Below are 15,407 nucleotides of genomic sequence, written 5' to 3'. Positions count from 1 at the left end.
CCATCCGCAGCGAGCGCCGGGTGACCCCGCGCATCTCGTCGGCGGACAACCAGATGACGTCGCGCCGGTTCGCCGGGTCGGGCTCGTCGAACGCGGTGAGCGCGCGCACGGCGCTGTCGTGCACCTCGTCGATGGCGGCCAGCGCCTGGGTGCGCGCGGCCGCGGACTCCGGGTCGCCCTGTTGGGTGGTGCCGCCCTGCGGCGCGAGCGCGGTGCGCGCGTTCCACGCCGCGTCCCGAACGAGCGCGAGCACCGGCGCGACGCCGCTGGGCAGCTGTTCCCAGCGGGCCGCGGGCAGTTCTTCGAGCACTTCGTGCCAGGCTTCGGCGGCGCCTTCGAGGCGGTCGACCTCTTGTTCGTCGATGAGTTTGGCGCAGCGGCGCGCGGCCGCGCTGATCGCGGTGGAGGCCAGCTCCGCGGTGGCCACGCCGGTGACCCGGTCGACCAGCTCGTGCGCCTCGTCGATGACCACGACGTCGTGTTCGGGCAGCACCTGGATGCCGCTGATCGCGTCGATGGCGAGCAGGGCGTGGTTGGTCACCACCACATCGGCCTGCGCCGACTCGGCCCTGGCTCGTTCGGCGAAACAGTCCTGCCCGAACGGGCAGCGCGATTTGCCGAGGCATTCGCGCGAGGAGACGCTCACCTGCCGCCAGGCGCGATCGGTGACGCCGGGCACCAGTTCGTCGCGGTCGCCGGTCTCGGTATCGGAGGCCCACTCGTTGAGTCGCTGCACCTCGCGCCCGAGGCGGGAGATCGCGAACGCGTCGAACAGCTCGGCCTCGGCGGGCTCGTCCGGGATCACACTGTTGATCTTGTTCAAGCACAGATAGTTGTTGCGGCCCTTGAGGATCGCGAACTTCGCCGCGCGCCCGAGCGGCTTGCTCAGCGCCTCGGACAGCCGCGGCAGGTCCCGGTCGACGAGCTGGCGCTGCAGCGCGATCGTCGCGGTCGACACCACCACCGTGCGCCCGGTGCGCACCGCGTGGCGCAGGCTCGGCACCAGGTAGGCCAGCGACTTGCCGGTGCCCGTGCCCGCCTGCACCGCGAGGTGCTCCTTGGTGTCGATGGCGTGGTCCACGGCGGTGGCCATGGTCAGCTGTCCGACACGCTCTTTTCCGCCGAGCGCCTGTACAGCGGTGGCCAAAAGTTCGGGTACGGGCGGCAGTTCGGGCACGCGAGCAGCCTACTGCGCGCCACCGACAGGGGGCGCGGGCCCAGCGGCGATCGCGCTACCCGCAGACGCTTCCTTCGAGGTCGACGCCCGCGGTGCGCATCCGATCCAGTGCGGCGTCGGTCGTGTCGCGCGCGACGCCCGCGGTCAGATCGAGCAGGACGCGGGTGTCGAAGCCCTCGATCCGGGCGTCCAGCGCGGTCGCGCGCACGCAGTGGTCGGTGGCGATGCCGACCACGTCGACCGCCTCGATGCCGCGCCCGCGCAGCCAGTCGGCCAGGACGGTGCCGTCTGCGGCTGTGCCTTCGAAACCCGAATACGCGGCCGAATACGCGCCCTTGGAGAAGATCTCCTCGACCGATTTCGTGTCCAGGTTCGGGTGGAAGTCGGCGCCCGGCGTCCCCGCGCGGCAGTGCGGCGGCCAGGAGTCGACGTAGTCGGGGTGCGCGGAGAAATGGTCACCGGGATCGATGTGGAAGTCGCGGGTGGCCACGACGGCGGTGTAGTCCGCGGACGTGAGGTGCTCGCTGATCCGGGACGCGACCGCCGCCCCGCCGGTGACGGCGAGCGATCCGCCCTCGCAGAAGTCGTTCTGCACGTCGACGATGATCAAGGCTCGGGTCACGGTGACCTCCCGCGGTATGAACTGTGTCCCTGTACTGCATTCTGCCGCTCGGTGCGCCACCTCGACCACGCGGGCACGACGCAATCGCGCTACGCGCCCACCGAATCGAACGGGTAGCCGGATCAGCTCGGGAAGCTGGTCGGGATCGCGGGTTCGCCCGCGGAGAGCTTCAACCCCTCCCACGGCAGGCTGATCAGGCCGCGGGCCACCTGGTCGCGGCTGTCGGAGAGGGTCGGCAGGTCCGTCACCGGTTTGCCGTCGCGCACCAGCGGGACGAGCAACTCCCTGGCCTCGAAGCCGTTCGCCGTCGGTGCCGGCCCGGCGGCCGGATACACGATCTCCTCGACGATCGTCCCGGTCGGCCGGGACAGCCGGATCGCCCGCTTGGTGCCGCCGCGCGACTCCTTGTGGCTGCTGCGCTTGGCGACCGGGACGCCCTCCACCTCGACCAGCTTGTAGACCATGCCCGCGGTCGGCGCGCCCGAGCCGGTGACCAGCGAGGTGCCGACACCGTAGACGTCGACCGGTTCGGCCCGCAGCGCGGCGATCGCGTACTCGTCCAGGTCTCCGGACACCACGATCCGGGTCTTGGTCGCGCCGAGACCGTCGAGCTGATCGCGCACCTGCCTGGCCAGCACGCCGAGATCGCCGGAGTCGATCCGGACGCCACCGAGTTCGGGCCCGGCCACCTCGATGGCGGTGGCCACGCCGCGGGTGATGTCGTAGGTGTCGACCAGCAGCGTGGTGCCGATGCCGAGGGCGGCGACCTGGCTGCGGAACGCCGCCGCCTCGTGTTCGCCGCTGCCGCCGGCCAGGCCGGTGTGCAGCAGCGTGAACGCGTGCGCGCTGGTGCCCGCGCCGGGCACGCCGTAGCGCCGCACCGCCTCCAGGTTGGAGGTGGCGTCGAAGCCGGCCAGATACGCGGCCCGGGAGCTGTCCGGCGCGGCGAGTTCGTGCGTGCGGCGCGAGCCCATCTCGATCATCCGCCGCCCGCCCGACGCGCTGACCATCCGCGCGGCCGCGGACGCGATCGCGCTGTCGTGGTTGAGGATCGACAGGATCAACGTCTCGAGCACGACGCATTCGGCAAAGGTGCCGCGCACCGAGAGGATAGGGGAGCCGGGGAAATACAGCTCACCTTCGGCGTAACCGTCGATCTCGCCGGTGAAGCGGTACGCGCGCAGCCAGTCCACGGTTTCGGCGGGCAGGAACCGCGCGATGACGGACAGTTCGGCCTCGCCGAAATGGAAGTGCTCCAGCGCGTCGAGTACCCGCGCGGTGCCCGCGACCACGCCGTAGCGGCGACCGTGCGGGAGCCGGCGCGCGAACACCTCGAAGGTGCAGCGGCGATGCGCCGACCCGTCGGCCAGCGCGGCCGCGAGCATGGTCAGTTCGTACTGGTCGGTCAGCAGAGCGGTGCTGGTGACGCCATCGCGGATGTCCACGCAGCCACTGTAGACAGCCAGGCCGCGCATCATAGGTCGGTGCCCGGCGGCTGACCTGGAAAATGCGCGAATCCGGGCAGATCGGGGTGTTGCTCATTCGGAGTCGAGTCGTACCCTTGACGTTATGGCCTTGTGCAACATAGTCCGAGGCGGCGTCGTGGTGGACGCCGTGGACGCGACACTGTCGGCGGCACAGGCGACCCCGGAGGCGGTCGAATACACCGAGATCTTGGAGGCGGAGGATCGCCCGTGGGTCACTGTGGTCTGGGACGACCCGGTCAACCTCATGCACTATGTCGCCTACATCTTTCAAAAGCTTTTCGGCTACAGCAAAGCGAAGGCGACCGAGCTGATGCTCCTGGTGCACAACGAGGGCAAAGCGGTGGTTTCCTCCGGTTCCCGGGACAAGATGGAACACGATGTCCAACGCCTGCACGCCGCCGGTCTCTGGGCGACCATGCAGCGGGACGACTGACCAGGACGACTACCCTGACGCCGTGCGGAAGTGGAGCAGGAAGAACTCGCTGAGCGGTCTCAAACTGCGATCCGAGATGGACGCACGCGAGGCCAACGTGCTGCGGTCGCTGGTCGGTGCGGTGTCCGGATTGCTGACCGAACGAGCCGATGCCGCGCCGGAGGACGACCTCGCCGCGTTGACCGGCCTGCGTACGGGTAATACCGCCGCACCGGAGGATCCCCGGTTGCGCCGGCTGCTGCCGGATTTCCATCGGCCCGAGCCCGGTTCACCCGACGCCGATCGCGCCGACCTGAACAGCGCGCTGCGTGGCCTGCACGAGCCGGAGATCATCGACGCCAAACTGGCCGCGGGTTCGGTGATCCTGGAAACGCTGCCCAGCGCGGGCGGCAAGATCGTGCTGACCCCCGAGCAGGCCGACGCGTGGCTGACCGCGCTGACCGATGTCCGGCTGGCCCTGGGCACGGTGCTCGGCATCGACGCGGACACCCCCGATCATCTGAGCCCCGACGATCCGCGCGCGCCGCACCTGGACGTCTACCACTGGCTCACCTGGATGCAGGACTCGTTGCTGCAGGCGCTCGCGCCCTGAGTCCGCCCCACCCCCGAGCAGGAGCCGACGTATGAATGCGCAAGCGGGCAAACGAAATTCGCTGACCGACGTGGCGGGCCTGCTCGTCGGGCAGCAGCACGTCATCGACGCGGACGCCACCCTCGGCACGGGCGCCGCGACCGGCACCACCGTCGTCTACGCGCCGAACGGCGCGGTCGCCGCCGTCGATGTGCGCGGCGCCGGACCGGGCACCCGCGAGACCGATCTGCTCGATCCGTCCAACACGGTCCGCCAGGCCAACGCGATCCTGCTCAGCGGCGGCAGCGCCTACGGGCTCGCCGCCGCCGACGGTGTGATGCGCTGGCTGGAGGAGCAGGGCCAGGGCATTCCGATGGATCCGACCGACGCGAGCCGGGTGGTCCCGATCGTGCCGGGCGCGGTGATCTTCGATCTTCCGGTGGGCGCGTGGAACATTCGGCCCACCGCCGACTTCGGTTACCGGGCCGCGGCGGCCGCGGCGCTCGAATTCGAGCGGGGCACGGTGGGTGCGGGCGTCGGCGCGCGGGCCGGTTCGATCAAGGGCGGCATCGGCACCGCGAGTGTGGTGATCGGCGCCGGCGCCGCGGCGGGTGCGACGGTGTCCGCGCTCGTCGTCGCCAATTGCGCGGGCTCGGTGATCGATCCGCGCACCGGGCTGCCGTGGGGCGTGGGCACCGACGGCCCGGAGTTCTTCGGCCTGCGGCCCGGTACGGCCGAGGAGATCGCGCAGGCGAACGCGTTGCCGGGCAAGCGGATGGCGCTCAACACGACCATCGGCGTGGTGGCCACCGACGCACCCCTGGGTCCCACCGCCTGCAAGCGCCTGGCCGTGGTCGCGCACGACGGACTGGCCCGTGCGGTCCGGCCCGCGCACTCGCCGTTCGACGGCGACACGCTCTTCGCGCTGGCCACCGGGACCTGGGTGCCGCCGGAGGGCATCGCGCTGCCGCCCGCGTTCCCGCCGGACGTGCAGCTCATCGACCAGCTCGGCACCGCCGCCGCGCTGTGCGTGGAGCGGGCCATCGTCGACGCCATTCTGTGTGCGACCTCGGTCGCGGGCGTGCCCGCGTATCGCGATCTCTTCCCGTCCGCGCGCTGATTCCGCGCACCTCGGACGCGCCGGGCCCGAGCGGGCGAACCCGACCGGCCGACCGGTCGCGGGGAATAGCCGAATATTGTGACTGGTTGTCGACTGCGATGGGTCGGCACAGCGGAAAGGTTTGACTCGTGCTGGTGATCAGGGCCGACCTCGTAGCGGCGATGGTGGCGCACGCGCGCGCCGACCACCCCGACGAGGCCTGCGGCGTCATCGCCGGACCGGAGGGCTCGGACCGCCCGGAGCGGTTCGTCGCCATGATCAACGCCGAGCGTTCGCCGACCTTCTACCGTTTCGATTCCGGCGAGCAGCTGCGCGTCTGGCGCGCCATGGACGACGCCGACGAGACGCCGGTGGTGATCTACCACTCGCACACCGCCACCGAGGCCTACCCGAGCCGCACCGATGTGTCCTACGCGTCCGAGCCCTATGCCCACTATGTGCTGATCTCCACCCGTGATCCGGAACAGCACGAGCTGCGCAGCTACCGCATCGTCGACGGCGAGGTCACCGAGGAACCGGTGCGCATCGTCGACGCCTATGAATCCGTCTGAACCGATGCCTGTTCGTGAAACCGAGGAGTTCTCATGCCGGTAACCGTGTCCATCCCGACCATCATGCGTGGCCTCACCGGAGGCGAGAAGCGCGTGCAGGCGCAGGGCGCGACCCTGTCCGCGCTGATCGATGACCTCGAGGCGAACCACCCCGGGCTCGCCGAGCGCCTGCTCAAGGACGGCAAACTGAACCGCTACGTCAACATCTACGTCGACGACGAGGACGTGCGTTTCGCGGGCGGCCTCGCGGCCGAGGTACCCGCCGACGCGAGCGTGACCATCCTGCCTGCCGTCGCCGGAGGCTGACCGACACCGTGGCGCGCTACGAATCGCTGATCGCGACGCTCGGCAACACCCCGCTGGTCGGGCTGCGCAGCCTGTCCCCGCAGTGGGACGGGGAGCACCACGTGCGGCTGTGGGCCAAGCTGGAAGATCGCAATCCCACCGGTTCCATCAAGGACCGGCCTGCCCTGCGGATGATCGAGCAGGCCGAACGGGACGGACTGTTGCGGCCCGGCTGCACCATCCTGGAACCCACCAGCGGCAATACCGGCATCTCGCTGGCGATGGCCGCCAAGCTCAAGGGGTATCAGCTGGTCTGTGTGATGCCGGAGAACACCTCGGTGGAGCGGCGGCAGCTGCTCACCATGTTCGGCGCGCAGATCATCGACTCCCCGGCCGCCGGCGGCTCGAATCAGGCGGTGGCCCGGGCCAAGCAGATCGCGGCCGAGCACCCCGACTGGGTGATGCTCTACCAGTACGGCAACCCGGCCAACGCGCTGGCGCACTACGAGACCACCGGTCCGGAGATCCTGGCCGACCTGCCCGAGATCACCCACTTCGTCGCGGGCCTGGGCACCACGGGCACGCTCATGGGCACCGGCCGATTCCTGCGCGAGAAGGTGCCGGGCATCGAGATCGTCGCCGCCGAGCCGCGCTACGGCGAGCTGGTCTACGGGCTGCGCAACATCGACGAGGGTTTCATCCCCGAGCTGTACGACGAATCGGTGCTGACCACCCGCTTCTCGGTGGGCCCGTTCGACGCGGTGAAACGCACCCGCGAACTGGTCTCGGAGGAAGGCATTTTCGCGGGCATCTCGACCGGTGCGATCCTGCACGCCGCGCTCGGGGTCGCCCGGAAGGCGGCGAAGGCGGGCACCCGCGCCGATATCGCGTTCGTGGTCGCCGACGGTGGCTGGAAGTACCTGTCGACCGGCGCGTACGACGGCACGCTGGAAGAGGCCGAGGAACGCCTCGACGGACAGCTCTGGGCCTGAGCCTTTCCCGCGGTAGCGCGCGGCGCCGGTCGGTACCCTCGAAGGAGCGGGCCGTCGCCCGCGTCCCGAGGAGGTGCCGATGACCGGCGTCGGTTCGTCGTTCGATCCGGATCGGATAGCGCGGATCCGCGCGCAGCCGGCCAAGCCGGGTGCCGCGGCGCCCCGGGTTCCGGGCACGCCTGCGACATCCACGAATTTCGCGGTGCTGCGGCAGCTGTGGTTGCGCGCCGGGATGCTGATCGCCGGATTCGTCGCGCTGCTGTACGGCATCGAGGGCGTCGACACCCTCGACAACAACCAGCTCGACAATGCCGGAATCCATCCTCGCGACGCCGACGGGCTGTGGGGGATCGTGTTCGCGCCGCTGCTGCACAGTGGCTGGCCGCATCTGGTCGGCAACACCCTGCCGGTGCTCCTGCTCGGATTTCTGGCATTGTGCGCGGGGATCGGGCGCGGACTGGTCGCCACCGCGATCATCTGGATCGTGGCCGGCCTCGGCACCTGGCTGACCGGGGCGACCGGCTCGGTACATCTGGGCGCGTCGGTTCTGGTGTTCGGCTGGTTGACATTCTTGATCTCACGCGGCTGGTTCGCCCGCAACGTCGGCCAGATCGTGCTCGGGCTGGTGGTGCTGGCGCTCTACGGGTCGCTGCTGTGGGGGGTATTGCCCGGTCAGCCCGGAATCTCTTGGCAGGGCCATCTTTTCGGGGCGGTGGGTGGATTGCTCGCCGGCTGGGTACTCTCTGGTGATGCACGTCGAAGTCGTCGCGGGGATCAGCAGGGAATCATTGCGTCGCCACGGTGAGCGTGCGGCCCTTCGAGAAATGTGGGGGATAGTTTCTTGAGCGCAGAATCGTCGTGGCAGCATGGGGGAATGCGCCTAACCGTCCTCGGGTGCTCGGGCAGTGTGTCCGGCCCGGACTCCCCAGCGTCGGGGTATTTGCTGACCGGCCCGGATATGCGGCCGGTGGTGATCGATTTCGGACCCGGCGTGCTCGGCGCGTTGCAGCGTTATGCCGACCCCGGTGAGGTCGACATCTTTCTCACCCACCTGCATGCCGACCACTGCCTGGATCTGCCCGGGCTGCTGGTCTGGCGGCGCTACCACCCCACACCCCCGGTCGGCCGGGCCATCGTGCGCGGACCGTCGGACAGCGCGCTGCGGATCGGCAACGCCTCGGCCGAGGTCGGCGGCGAATGCGACGACTGGTCCGACGTGATCGACCACCGCCCGTGGAACGTCGAGGAGACAGTGGAATTCGGGCCGGGGCACACGGTGTCGGCGTTCCGGATGTTCCATCCGCCGGAGTCCTACGGGCTGCGGATCGTCACCGCCGCCGGGCGCACGTTCGTCTACACCGGCGACACCGCGATGTGCGAGTCGGTGCGTGAACTCGCACGCGGCGCCGACATCCTGATGGCCGAGGCGTCCTGGACCCACGACCCCGCGAATCGGCCACCCGGCATTCATCTTTCGGGCACCGAGGCCGGGCAGATCGCGGCCGAGGCCGGCGTGAAAGAGTTGCTGCTCACCCACATCCCGCCGTGGACCTCGCGGGAAGACGTGATCGCGGAAGCCAAGGCACAGTTCACCGGACCGGTGCACGCGGTCGCGCCGGGCGAGACCTTCGATATCTGAGTACACCCACCCCGTCGGCTCCGTCTCCCACCCCTTAGGCTGTCCGCGTGTCTAGACGAGCCGATGGCAGGGCGGACGACGAACTCCGCGAGGTACGGATCACCCGGGGGTTCACCACCCATCCGGCGGGCTCGGTGCTGGTGGAGTTCGGGCAGACGCGAGTGATGTGCACGGCCAGCGTCACCGAGGGGGTGCCGCCGTGGCGGCGCGACTCCGGACTCGGTTGGCTCACCGCCGAATACGCGATGCTGCCCGCCGCGACGCACACCCGCAGCGGCCGTGAATCGGTGAAGGGTCGCGTCGGCGGCCGCACCCAGGAAATCAGCCGGTTGGTCGGCCGTTCGCTGCGCGCCTGCATCGACCTGGCCGCGATCGGCGAGAACACCATCGCGATCGACTGCGACGTGCTCCAGGCCGACGGCGGCACCAGAACCGCTGCGATCACCGGCGCGTACGTCGCGCTGTCCGACGCGGTCACCTACCTGGGGGCCGCGGGCGGTCTGGCCGACCCGCAGCCGATCTCCTGCGCGATCGCCGCCGTCAGCGTCGGCGTGGTGGACGGCCGGGTGCGACTCGACCTGCCCTACGAAGAGGATTCGCGCGCCGAGGTCGATATGAACGTGGTCGCCACCGACACCGGCACCCTGGTCGAGATCCAGGGCACGGGAGAGGGGGCGACCTTCCCGCGCTCCACCTTGGACAAGCTGCTCGACTCCGCGCTCGCCGGTTGCGAGCAACTGTTCGCCATCCAGAAAGAGGCGCTGGCCCTGCCGTATCCCGGTGTGCTGCCGGAGCCGTCCGAGTCGAAGAAGAAGTAATGACGCGTCGCGTGCTGGTCGCAAGCCGTAATGCCAAGAAGCTGAACGAACTGCGTCGCATCCTCGCCGAGGCGGGAATCGCGGGCATCGAGATCGTCGGGCTCGACGATGTCCCCGCCTACGACGAGGCGCCCGAGACCGGCGCGACGTTCGAGGAGAACGCGCTGGCCAAGGCCCGTGACGGCGCCGCGGCCACCGGATTGGCTTGTGTCGCAGACGATTCCGGGATCGAGGTGGACGCGCTCAACGGCATGCCCGGCGTGCTCTCGGCCCGCTGGGCGGGCAAGCACGGCGACGACGCGGCCAACAACGCGCTGCTGCTGGCGCAGCTCGGTGATGTGCCGGACGAGCGCCGCGGCGCCCGGTTCGTCTCCACCTGCGCGCTGGTCGTGCCGGACGGCGCGGAACTCGTGGTGCGCGGTGAATGGCCGGGCACGGTCGGCCGGAAACCGCTGGGCGAGGGCGGTTTCGGCTACGACCCGCTGTTCTTCCCGGACGGTGGCGACACCTCCGCGGCGCAGTTGACGCCGGCGCAGAAGGATGCGGTGTCGCACCGCGGCCGCGCGCTGACCCAGCTGCTGCCCGCGCTCACCGAGCTCGCCGGCTGAGCGTCAGACGCCGAAGTCCTGCTTGACCTTCTTCGCGTTGACGTGCTCGACGAAGAAGGACAGCAGCGGGATGGTGCCGGCGAGCAGCGTGCCGACGGTGCGCAGCACCGGCCAGCGCACCTTGACCGCGAGGTCGGCGGTGACCAGCAGATAGACGAAGTACACCCAGCCGTGCACGACGGCGATCCAGCTCGGGGTGTGCACGTCGAAGCCGTACTTGGCGATCATCTCGCCGGTGAGCAGCAGCAGCCAGAGACCGGTGACCCAGGCCAGGGTGCGGTAGCGCAGCAGCGCGGCCCGGATCTTCTCGGTCTTCTCCGAGCCGGTGGCGGGCGCGGCTTCCTGCTCCTGCGGCGCCTTGCCGCCGCGCAGCGCGGTGGCCAGCGTGCCGTCGGTCGTCGAGGCGACCGCGCGATCGGCCGAGGCCGCGGTGCGATCGGCGGCCGAATTCGCGGCCGAGTCGCCCGCGGTCGCCTCGACGCTGTCCGGCGTCTGCGACAGGTGGGTCTGCTCAGCCGAGCCCGAACCGCCCTCGGTGAAGTTCTCGCTGGTGGTCAACCGGCTTTCCTCTCGGTATCGCGGGCGCCCAGGCCCGCCTCGCGGACCTGATCATCGATGTCTCGAGCGTGCAATTCGGCCAGGTACCGGTTGTATTCGGCGAGCACCGGGTCCTCGTCGCGCACCGGCTGCGGCCGCTCCGGCAGGATTCCGGCCGGAATCTCGCGCGGCGCAACGGGTTTCGGGGTGGCCCCGGGGGCGTCGCCGGACTCGCCGTGCTCCTCGGCCTCCTGTTCCAGCCGGACGAACCGGAAGTAGGCGAACACCGCGAACGCCGCGAACAGCGGCCACTGCAACGCGTAGCCGAGATTCTGGCCGGTGCCGCTGCTCGATTCGAACCGCTGCCACTGCCACCAGGCCAGCGCGAGGCAGCCCAGTGCGGCGACGATCACCAGCACGATGAGGGCCGGGCGATTGTGTGCCGAGCGGCGGGGTGAAGCGGACACGGCTACTACGGTACCCCGTCTACTACACGGTACGTAGGACAGGTTCGACCAGGTGCCGCCCGCGGACTCGCCCACCGGTCGGTGGGCGAGTCGGTCGAGCTCAGAACTTGTAGGTGACGCCGGTCAGTCGCTCGGATTCGGTCCAGAGCCGCTGCCAGAGTTCCTTGTTCTTGGACAGCCGGGTGGACGGCGAGGATTCCACCGGGCCCTGCGTCTGGAAGAACCGGCGCGGACCCCAGTAGACCTCCGGGTCGGCGTCGGGCATGGTGGCCGCGAACAGCGTCGAATGCGCGGCCTTCTTCGGCGGGTGACCGATCAGCGCGACGAACGGTTTGATGATCCGGTCGATCGGCGTTTCGGTCCTGGCGAACAGCTCGGTGGCGGAAACCCCGGGATGCACCCCGTAGGAGCGTTTGCTCGAACCGGACTCGGCGAGGCGGCGTTGCAGTTCCCGCGCGAACATCAGATTCGACAGCTTGGCCTGCGCGTAGGCGAGGTTGCGCTGGTAGCGGCGGTGCTCGTAGTTGAGGTCGTCGACCCAGAGCTTCGGCGTCTGCTTGTGCGCGATGCTGGCCAGCGTGACCACCCGGTCGCCGATCCGGTCCAGCAGCAGGCCGGTCAGCGCGAAGTGCCCGAGATGGTTGACGCCCCACTGGGTTTCGAAGCCGTCCTTGGTGCGCGAGAACGGCACGTTCATCAGGCCGGCGTTGTTGATCAGCACGTCGAACTCGCCCTGCTGCTCGGCGAACGCGCGCACCGAGGACAGGTCGGACAGGTCGAGTTCGGCGACACGCACGTCGCCGGCGATGCCGTCGGCGACCTCCTTGGCCTTGGCCGCGTTGCGGCAGGCCATGACGACGGTCGCGCCTTTGCTCGCGAGGACTTCGGTGGTCACGGCGCCCAACCCGCCGTTCGCCCCGGTGATCACGAAGGTGCGCCCGGTCTGATCCGGGATTTCAGTAGGTTTCCACGCCATGAGCCAACCTTACTCTCGAGTAAGTTCCGAGGGAAGTGAATCGCCCGGATCGTACATCGAGTGTCTCAGACAGGAAGTGATCCCGGTCACTTTCCGGCCCGGCTTCAGTGTCGCCTAACAGGGATTTCAGCGGCGGCTAACGGCCGTCAGCGACCGCTGCCGATCGGTTGCTGGAACGCGGCGGCCAGCACGGTGCCGACCGTCTCGCCCCACACCTGCCAGGTGGCTTGGTCGAGCATCATCGAGCCGACGTCGGTGGTGTGCACGCCGGTCGCCACCGGCTTGCCCGCGAACCGGTCGGCCAGCCACAGCAGGGCCCGGGGCGCGGCGATCGGGTCGAGCGTCAGGTGCTCGCTGAAGTGGTCGCGGACGTACTCGACGCGGGCGTTCGGGTCCCCGGCGTAATAGTCGACGAGTTCGTTGACCGGTCCCACCGGGATCAGCCAGTCCGGGTTGGCCTGGTACATGAACATCGGCATGTCCGGGACGGCCTTGCCCATCTTGGTCTTGTCCAGCACCGCGGTCACCTTCGGATCGGTGAACGGATTCTTGGCGAGCATGCCGATGTTGTTCGCGAACGGGAAGAAGATCGACTGGTAGCTCGCGCAGAGCTGTTCCTTGGCCGCCATCATCAATTTGCCGAGGCCGTTCATGTTCTCGTCCAGGAAATCGCGCAGCTCCGGGTATTCGCGGGAGACGCCGAGCGCGCCGGCGAAGATCAGTCCGGCCGACAGGTTGCCGTTGGCCATCTGCAATGCGGCCGAGAGGTCGGCGGGGATGCCGCCTTCGGCCACGCCGACGACGTTGAGTTCGGGTGCGTAGCTCTGCTTCAGTTCGGCGGCGTGACCGGTGGCGATGGCGCCGCCGGAGTAGCCCATCAAACCGACTCGGGTCGCGGTGCCGGCCAACTGCATCGGGTCGAAGTGCTCCGCCGCGCGGATGCCGTCGAGGGTGATGCGACCCGCCAAAGGTCCTGCGGCATAGGCGGAATCAGGTCCCTGATGGTCTGGTACGACCACGGCCCAGCCCTGTGCCAGCGCTGCCTGCACCTCCAGGAACTGGGCGGCGACCAGCACCGATCCGGTGATCGTCGCCGGGATGGAACCCATCTGCAACTGGTAGGACGGCATGCAGTAGTTGCCGGTGGAGTCCTCCGCGATCTGGTACGAGAACAGCGGCCGATCGGCCACGTAGCCGCGCGGCTTCAGCACGGTGGCCACGGCGGCGATGGGTTCGCCGCGGGTGTTGGTCGAGCGGTACGACAGCTGCCAGGCGTCCACGTTGACCGGGATCAGCGACAGATTCGCCACATGCACCTGCCGGGCGGCGATGAGCTGACCGGGCGCGAGATCGGCGAACTTGTCCGGGGCCGGGCGATAGAACGTGGGATCGAAACCGGGCGGCATCGGCGGGATCGGGAACGGCAGGGCGGGCGCGACCGGGGGAGTGTCCGGTTCGGCGGCGACCTGCCCGGCAAGGGCGATCGGCAGCCCGGCCGCCAGCACGGCGAGGGCCGCGACCACCTTCATCGTGCGCGTGCGCGGAGTAACCACAGACCAACCTCTTTGTTGCTCGGAGTCATATGTGATCCCGATTGGTTTCAGAATGGTGTCGAGTATGCACAGTCATGACCCGGATCACAACCAGCGCGCTATGAGACCTTCCCCGCGCTGGTCACCGCTGGTCCGGTGCGGGCTCGGATACGGTGGCAGGGTGACCATCGTGGGTAGGCAGTACGGCGGACGCGCCGTCACGGAGCGCAAGGCGGAACGGCGTCAGCGCTTCCTCGACGCGGCGACGCGGATCTTCGCCGAACGCGGCTATGCGAACTGCTCGCTGGCCGACGTCTGCACCGCGGCGGCACTGTCCAAGCGGCAGTTCTACGAGGAGTTCCAGACCCGGGAAGACGTGCTGGTCGCCGCCTACGACCGGATTCAGGACGAGGCCGCCGTGGCGCTGCTCCCGGCGCTGGCCGAGCTCGATCCGGGCGCCGATCTGACCGCCGCGATGAACGCGGTGGTCTCGGCCTACCTGGGTTCGATCGGCTCCGACCCGTACCGCGCCAAGGTCGCCTTCATCGAGGTGGTCGGCGTCAGCGACCGGATGGAGCGGCACCGCAGGGAGCGGCGGCACGCGTGGGCCGACTTGCTCGAGGCCGCCGTCGTGCCGCGCGTGGCTCCGGGCGCTCGTATTCGCGGCGGGACCGCTTGGGGCGCAAGCGCGCTCATCGGCGCGATCAACGGTCTCGCCCACGAGTGGGTGCTCGCCGACCCGCGCCCCCCGGTCGGTGAACTGGTGGACGTGCTGGTGCCGATGGCCCTGGCCATGCTGGAGGGGCCGGATCAGCGCACCGCGTAGTCCGCTAGTGACGGCGTGAGCGTGTCGAACGCGATGCCGATGTATTCGAGGAGCGCCGCGGCGATCTCGTCGTTGGACTCCCCGGCGAGGGTGCGCCGCATGGTCTCGTCGAACAGCACCCGGTGCACCCCGCCCAGCTGGGCCGCCGCCACTCGGGGCGTGATATCCGTTGCGGCCACGCCGGTTTCGGCTGCCAAGGTGTCGGCGAGCGCCTGCTGCCGGTCGTCGTGGAATTCGCGGAGCCGGGCGAGCAGCGCCGGGCTGTCGGCGATCATGCCGGCGAACTCGGGGCCGGAGAAGCCCGCCACCGGGTCCTGTTCGGTCGCCGCCGTCAGGTAGGCGGCGCGCAGGGCCGCCAGGGCGGATTGGCCTGGCTCGCGCTCGCGGACGACGCGGGCGAGTTGGTCGACGAACACGTCGCGCAGGTCGAGGGCGAGGTCCTCCTTGCGCGGGAAGTAGTTGGTGACCGTCATCTTGGCGACCTGTGCGGCGGCCGCGACGTCGGCGATCGTGACCTTGTCGAAGCCGTGCTCGAGGAACAGTCTGGTCGCCTGATCGGAGATGTTCTCCCTGGTCTGTAGCTTTTTCCGGTCTCGAAGGCCCATCTGCTCTGTGGTCATGCAGACACCATAACTGATACCGACCAAAATTTATGCTTGACATATTTTTAGGTCTGTTCTAACTTTGTGCTCGTCAACGAGAACGAAGGAGCACCACCGCTGTGAACCATGGACTTGTCGTAGCGACCCCGGCCCGTACCAGCACC

At 69.3% G+C, this 15,407-nt stretch carries 19 protein-coding genes; 11 read left to right on the top strand and 8 right to left on the bottom strand.

Features of this window, described 5'->3' with window-relative positions; all coding sequences use genetic code 11:
• From NVU01S_RS08950 to NVU01S_RS08940, 3 genes are all read right to left on the bottom strand, one after another.
• Positions 1 to 1,177 (bottom strand): ATP-dependent DNA helicase (locus NVU01S_RS08950; protein ID WP_156522221.1); only part of this gene is annotated, 1,177 nt, incomplete at its 3' end.
• Positions 1,178 to 1,232: 55 nt separating this feature from the next.
• Positions 1,233 to 1,799 carry a pyrazinamidase PncA gene (gene pncA, locus NVU01S_RS08945; RefSeq protein WP_043663566.1) on the bottom strand — a complete coding sequence of 189 codons (567 nt, stop codon included), beginning with the start codon at positions 1,797 to 1,799 and terminating at the stop codon, positions 1,233 to 1,235.
• Between the two features lie 122 nt (positions 1,800 to 1,921).
• Positions 1,922 to 3,274 (bottom strand): nicotinate phosphoribosyltransferase, encoded by a 1,353-nt coding sequence (locus NVU01S_RS08940; RefSeq protein WP_043663567.1) that lies wholly within the window; start codon positions 3,272 to 3,274, stop codon positions 1,922 to 1,924.
• Between the two features lie 94 nt (positions 3,275 to 3,368).
• Here NVU01S_RS08940 and clpS point away from each other — a divergent pair, with 94 nt between their 5' ends.
• From clpS to rdgB, 10 genes are all read left to right on the top strand, one after another.
• Positions 3,369 to 3,719, top strand: a complete 351-nt coding sequence (gene clpS / locus NVU01S_RS08935) for an ATP-dependent Clp protease adapter ClpS (protein WP_014982109.1) — start codon at positions 3,369 to 3,371, stop codon at positions 3,717 to 3,719.
• A gap of 22 nt (positions 3,720 to 3,741) precedes the next feature.
• Entirely contained in the window at positions 3,742 to 4,311 is a 570-nt protein-coding gene (aosR, locus tag NVU01S_RS08930) for an oxidative stress transcriptional regulator AosR (RefSeq protein ID WP_043663000.1), read from the top strand.
• A 31-nt stretch (positions 4,312 to 4,342) separates the two neighbouring features.
• Complete coding sequence (locus NVU01S_RS08925) at positions 4,343 to 5,410, top strand: P1 family peptidase (protein WP_043663003.1); 1,068 nt, start codon at positions 4,343 to 4,345, stop codon at positions 5,408 to 5,410.
• Between the two features lie 128 nt (positions 5,411 to 5,538).
• Positions 5,539 to 5,961 carry a M67 family metallopeptidase gene (locus NVU01S_RS08920; RefSeq protein ID WP_029892194.1) on the top strand — a complete coding sequence of 141 codons (423 nt, stop codon included), beginning with the start codon at positions 5,539 to 5,541 and terminating at the stop codon, positions 5,959 to 5,961.
• Between the two features lie 33 nt (positions 5,962 to 5,994).
• Positions 5,995 to 6,267: a MoaD/ThiS family protein gene (locus tag NVU01S_RS08915; RefSeq protein WP_029892195.1), complete on the top strand. Its 273-nt coding sequence runs from the start codon at positions 5,995 to 5,997 to the stop codon at positions 6,265 to 6,267.
• An 8-nt stretch (positions 6,268 to 6,275) separates the two neighbouring features.
• Positions 6,276 to 7,238, top strand: a complete 963-nt coding sequence (locus tag NVU01S_RS08910) for a PLP-dependent cysteine synthase family protein (protein WP_043663007.1) — start codon at positions 6,276 to 6,278, stop codon at positions 7,236 to 7,238.
• A 79-nt stretch (positions 7,239 to 7,317) separates the two neighbouring features.
• Complete coding sequence (locus NVU01S_RS08905; RefSeq protein WP_175068874.1) at positions 7,318 to 8,043, top strand: rhomboid family intramembrane serine protease; 726 nt, start codon at positions 7,318 to 7,320, stop codon at positions 8,041 to 8,043.
• Between the two features lie 69 nt (positions 8,044 to 8,112).
• Entirely contained in the window at positions 8,113 to 8,877 is a 765-nt protein-coding gene (locus NVU01S_RS08900; RefSeq protein WP_081593905.1) for a cyclic nucleotide-degrading phosphodiesterase, read from the top strand.
• Between the two features lie 47 nt (positions 8,878 to 8,924).
• Entirely contained in the window at positions 8,925 to 9,695 is a 771-nt protein-coding gene (gene rph, locus NVU01S_RS08895) for a ribonuclease PH (protein ID WP_042261437.1), read from the top strand.
• Positions 9,695 to 10,303 carry an RdgB/HAM1 family non-canonical purine NTP pyrophosphatase gene (gene rdgB / locus NVU01S_RS08890; protein WP_043663011.1) on the top strand — a complete coding sequence of 203 codons (609 nt, stop codon included), beginning with the start codon at positions 9,695 to 9,697 and terminating at the stop codon, positions 10,301 to 10,303. Before rph ends, rdgB begins: the two co-directional genes overlap by 1 nt.
• Before the next feature lie 3 nt (positions 10,304 to 10,306).
• Here the strand turns inward: rdgB and NVU01S_RS08885 are convergent, their stop codons facing one another.
• From NVU01S_RS08885 to NVU01S_RS08870, 4 genes are all read right to left on the bottom strand, one after another.
• Positions 10,307 to 10,675 carry a DUF3817 domain-containing protein gene (locus tag NVU01S_RS08885; protein WP_043663574.1) on the bottom strand — a complete coding sequence of 123 codons (369 nt, stop codon included), beginning with the start codon at positions 10,673 to 10,675 and terminating at the stop codon, positions 10,307 to 10,309.
• A 182-nt stretch (positions 10,676 to 10,857) separates the two neighbouring features.
• Positions 10,858 to 11,307 (bottom strand): glucitol operon activator, encoded by a 450-nt coding sequence (locus NVU01S_RS08880; RefSeq protein ID WP_043663014.1) that lies wholly within the window; start codon positions 11,305 to 11,307, stop codon positions 10,858 to 10,860.
• Between the two features lie 100 nt (positions 11,308 to 11,407).
• Positions 11,408 to 12,283 carry an oxidoreductase gene (locus tag NVU01S_RS08875; RefSeq protein WP_043663017.1) on the bottom strand — a complete coding sequence of 292 codons (876 nt, stop codon included), beginning with the start codon at positions 12,281 to 12,283 and terminating at the stop codon, positions 11,408 to 11,410.
• A 146-nt stretch (positions 12,284 to 12,429) separates the two neighbouring features.
• Positions 12,430 to 13,812: a lipase family protein gene (locus tag NVU01S_RS08870; protein ID WP_043663018.1), complete on the bottom strand. Its 1,383-nt coding sequence runs from the start codon at positions 13,810 to 13,812 to the stop codon at positions 12,430 to 12,432.
• A gap of 184 nt (positions 13,813 to 13,996) precedes the next feature.
• Between NVU01S_RS08870 and NVU01S_RS08865 the strand changes: the two genes are divergently transcribed.
• Positions 13,997 to 14,641 carry a TetR/AcrR family transcriptional regulator gene (locus NVU01S_RS08865; protein WP_043663020.1) on the top strand — a complete coding sequence of 215 codons (645 nt, stop codon included), beginning with the start codon at positions 13,997 to 13,999 and terminating at the stop codon, positions 14,639 to 14,641.
• Here NVU01S_RS08865 and NVU01S_RS08860 read toward each other — a convergent pair.
• Positions 14,626 to 15,261, bottom strand: a complete 636-nt coding sequence (locus NVU01S_RS08860) for a TetR/AcrR family transcriptional regulator (protein WP_043663023.1) — start codon at positions 15,259 to 15,261, stop codon at positions 14,626 to 14,628. The two genes, NVU01S_RS08865 and NVU01S_RS08860, sit on opposite strands and share 16 nt — an antisense overlap.
• Positions 15,262 to 15,407: the final 146 nt, after the last annotated feature.

It is taken from the genome of Nocardia vulneris (genome assembly GCF_001613425.1).
Lineage (GTDB): Bacteria > Actinomycetota > Actinomycetes > Mycobacteriales > Mycobacteriaceae > Nocardia > Nocardia vulneris.
Note: the sequence above shows the minus strand (reverse complement) of the source record. Positions and strands in the feature narration are given on the sequence as shown.

What these genes read in the sequence shown, in the direction of transcription:
- NVU01S_RS08905 (WP_175068874.1), top strand. Translation starts at nt 7,318, where the DNA reads ATGACCGGCGTCGGTTCGTCGTTCGATCCGGATCGGATAGCGCGGATC.
- NVU01S_RS08900 (WP_081593905.1), top strand. Translation starts at nt 8,113, where the DNA reads ATGCGCCTAACCGTCCTCGGGTGCTCGGGCAGTGTGTCCGGCCCGGAC.
- NVU01S_RS08925 (WP_043663003.1), top strand. Translation starts at nt 4,343, where the DNA reads ATGAATGCGCAAGCGGGCAAACGAAATTCGCTGACCGACGTGGCGGGC.
- NVU01S_RS08860 (WP_043663023.1), bottom strand. Translation starts at nt 15,261, where the DNA reads ATGACCACAGAGCAGATGGGCCTTCGAGACCGGAAAAAGCTACAGACC.
- NVU01S_RS08870 (WP_043663018.1), bottom strand. Translation starts at nt 13,812, where the DNA reads ATGAAGGTGGTCGCGGCCCTCGCCGTGCTGGCGGCCGGGCTGCCGATC.
- NVU01S_RS08875 (WP_043663017.1), bottom strand. Translation starts at nt 12,283, where the DNA reads ATGGCGTGGAAACCTACTGAAATCCCGGATCAGACCGGGCGCACCTTC.
- rdgB (WP_043663011.1), top strand. Translation starts at nt 9,695, where the DNA reads ATGACGCGTCGCGTGCTGGTCGCAAGCCGTAATGCCAAGAAGCTGAAC.
- NVU01S_RS08940 (WP_043663567.1), bottom strand. Translation starts at nt 3,274, where the DNA reads ATGCGCGGCCTGGCTGTCTACAGTGGCTGCGTGGACATCCGCGATGGC.
- NVU01S_RS08915 (WP_029892195.1), top strand. Translation starts at nt 5,995, where the DNA reads ATGCCGGTAACCGTGTCCATCCCGACCATCATGCGTGGCCTCACCGGA.
- clpS (WP_014982109.1), top strand. Translation starts at nt 3,369, where the DNA reads ATGGCCTTGTGCAACATAGTCCGAGGCGGCGTCGTGGTGGACGCCGTG.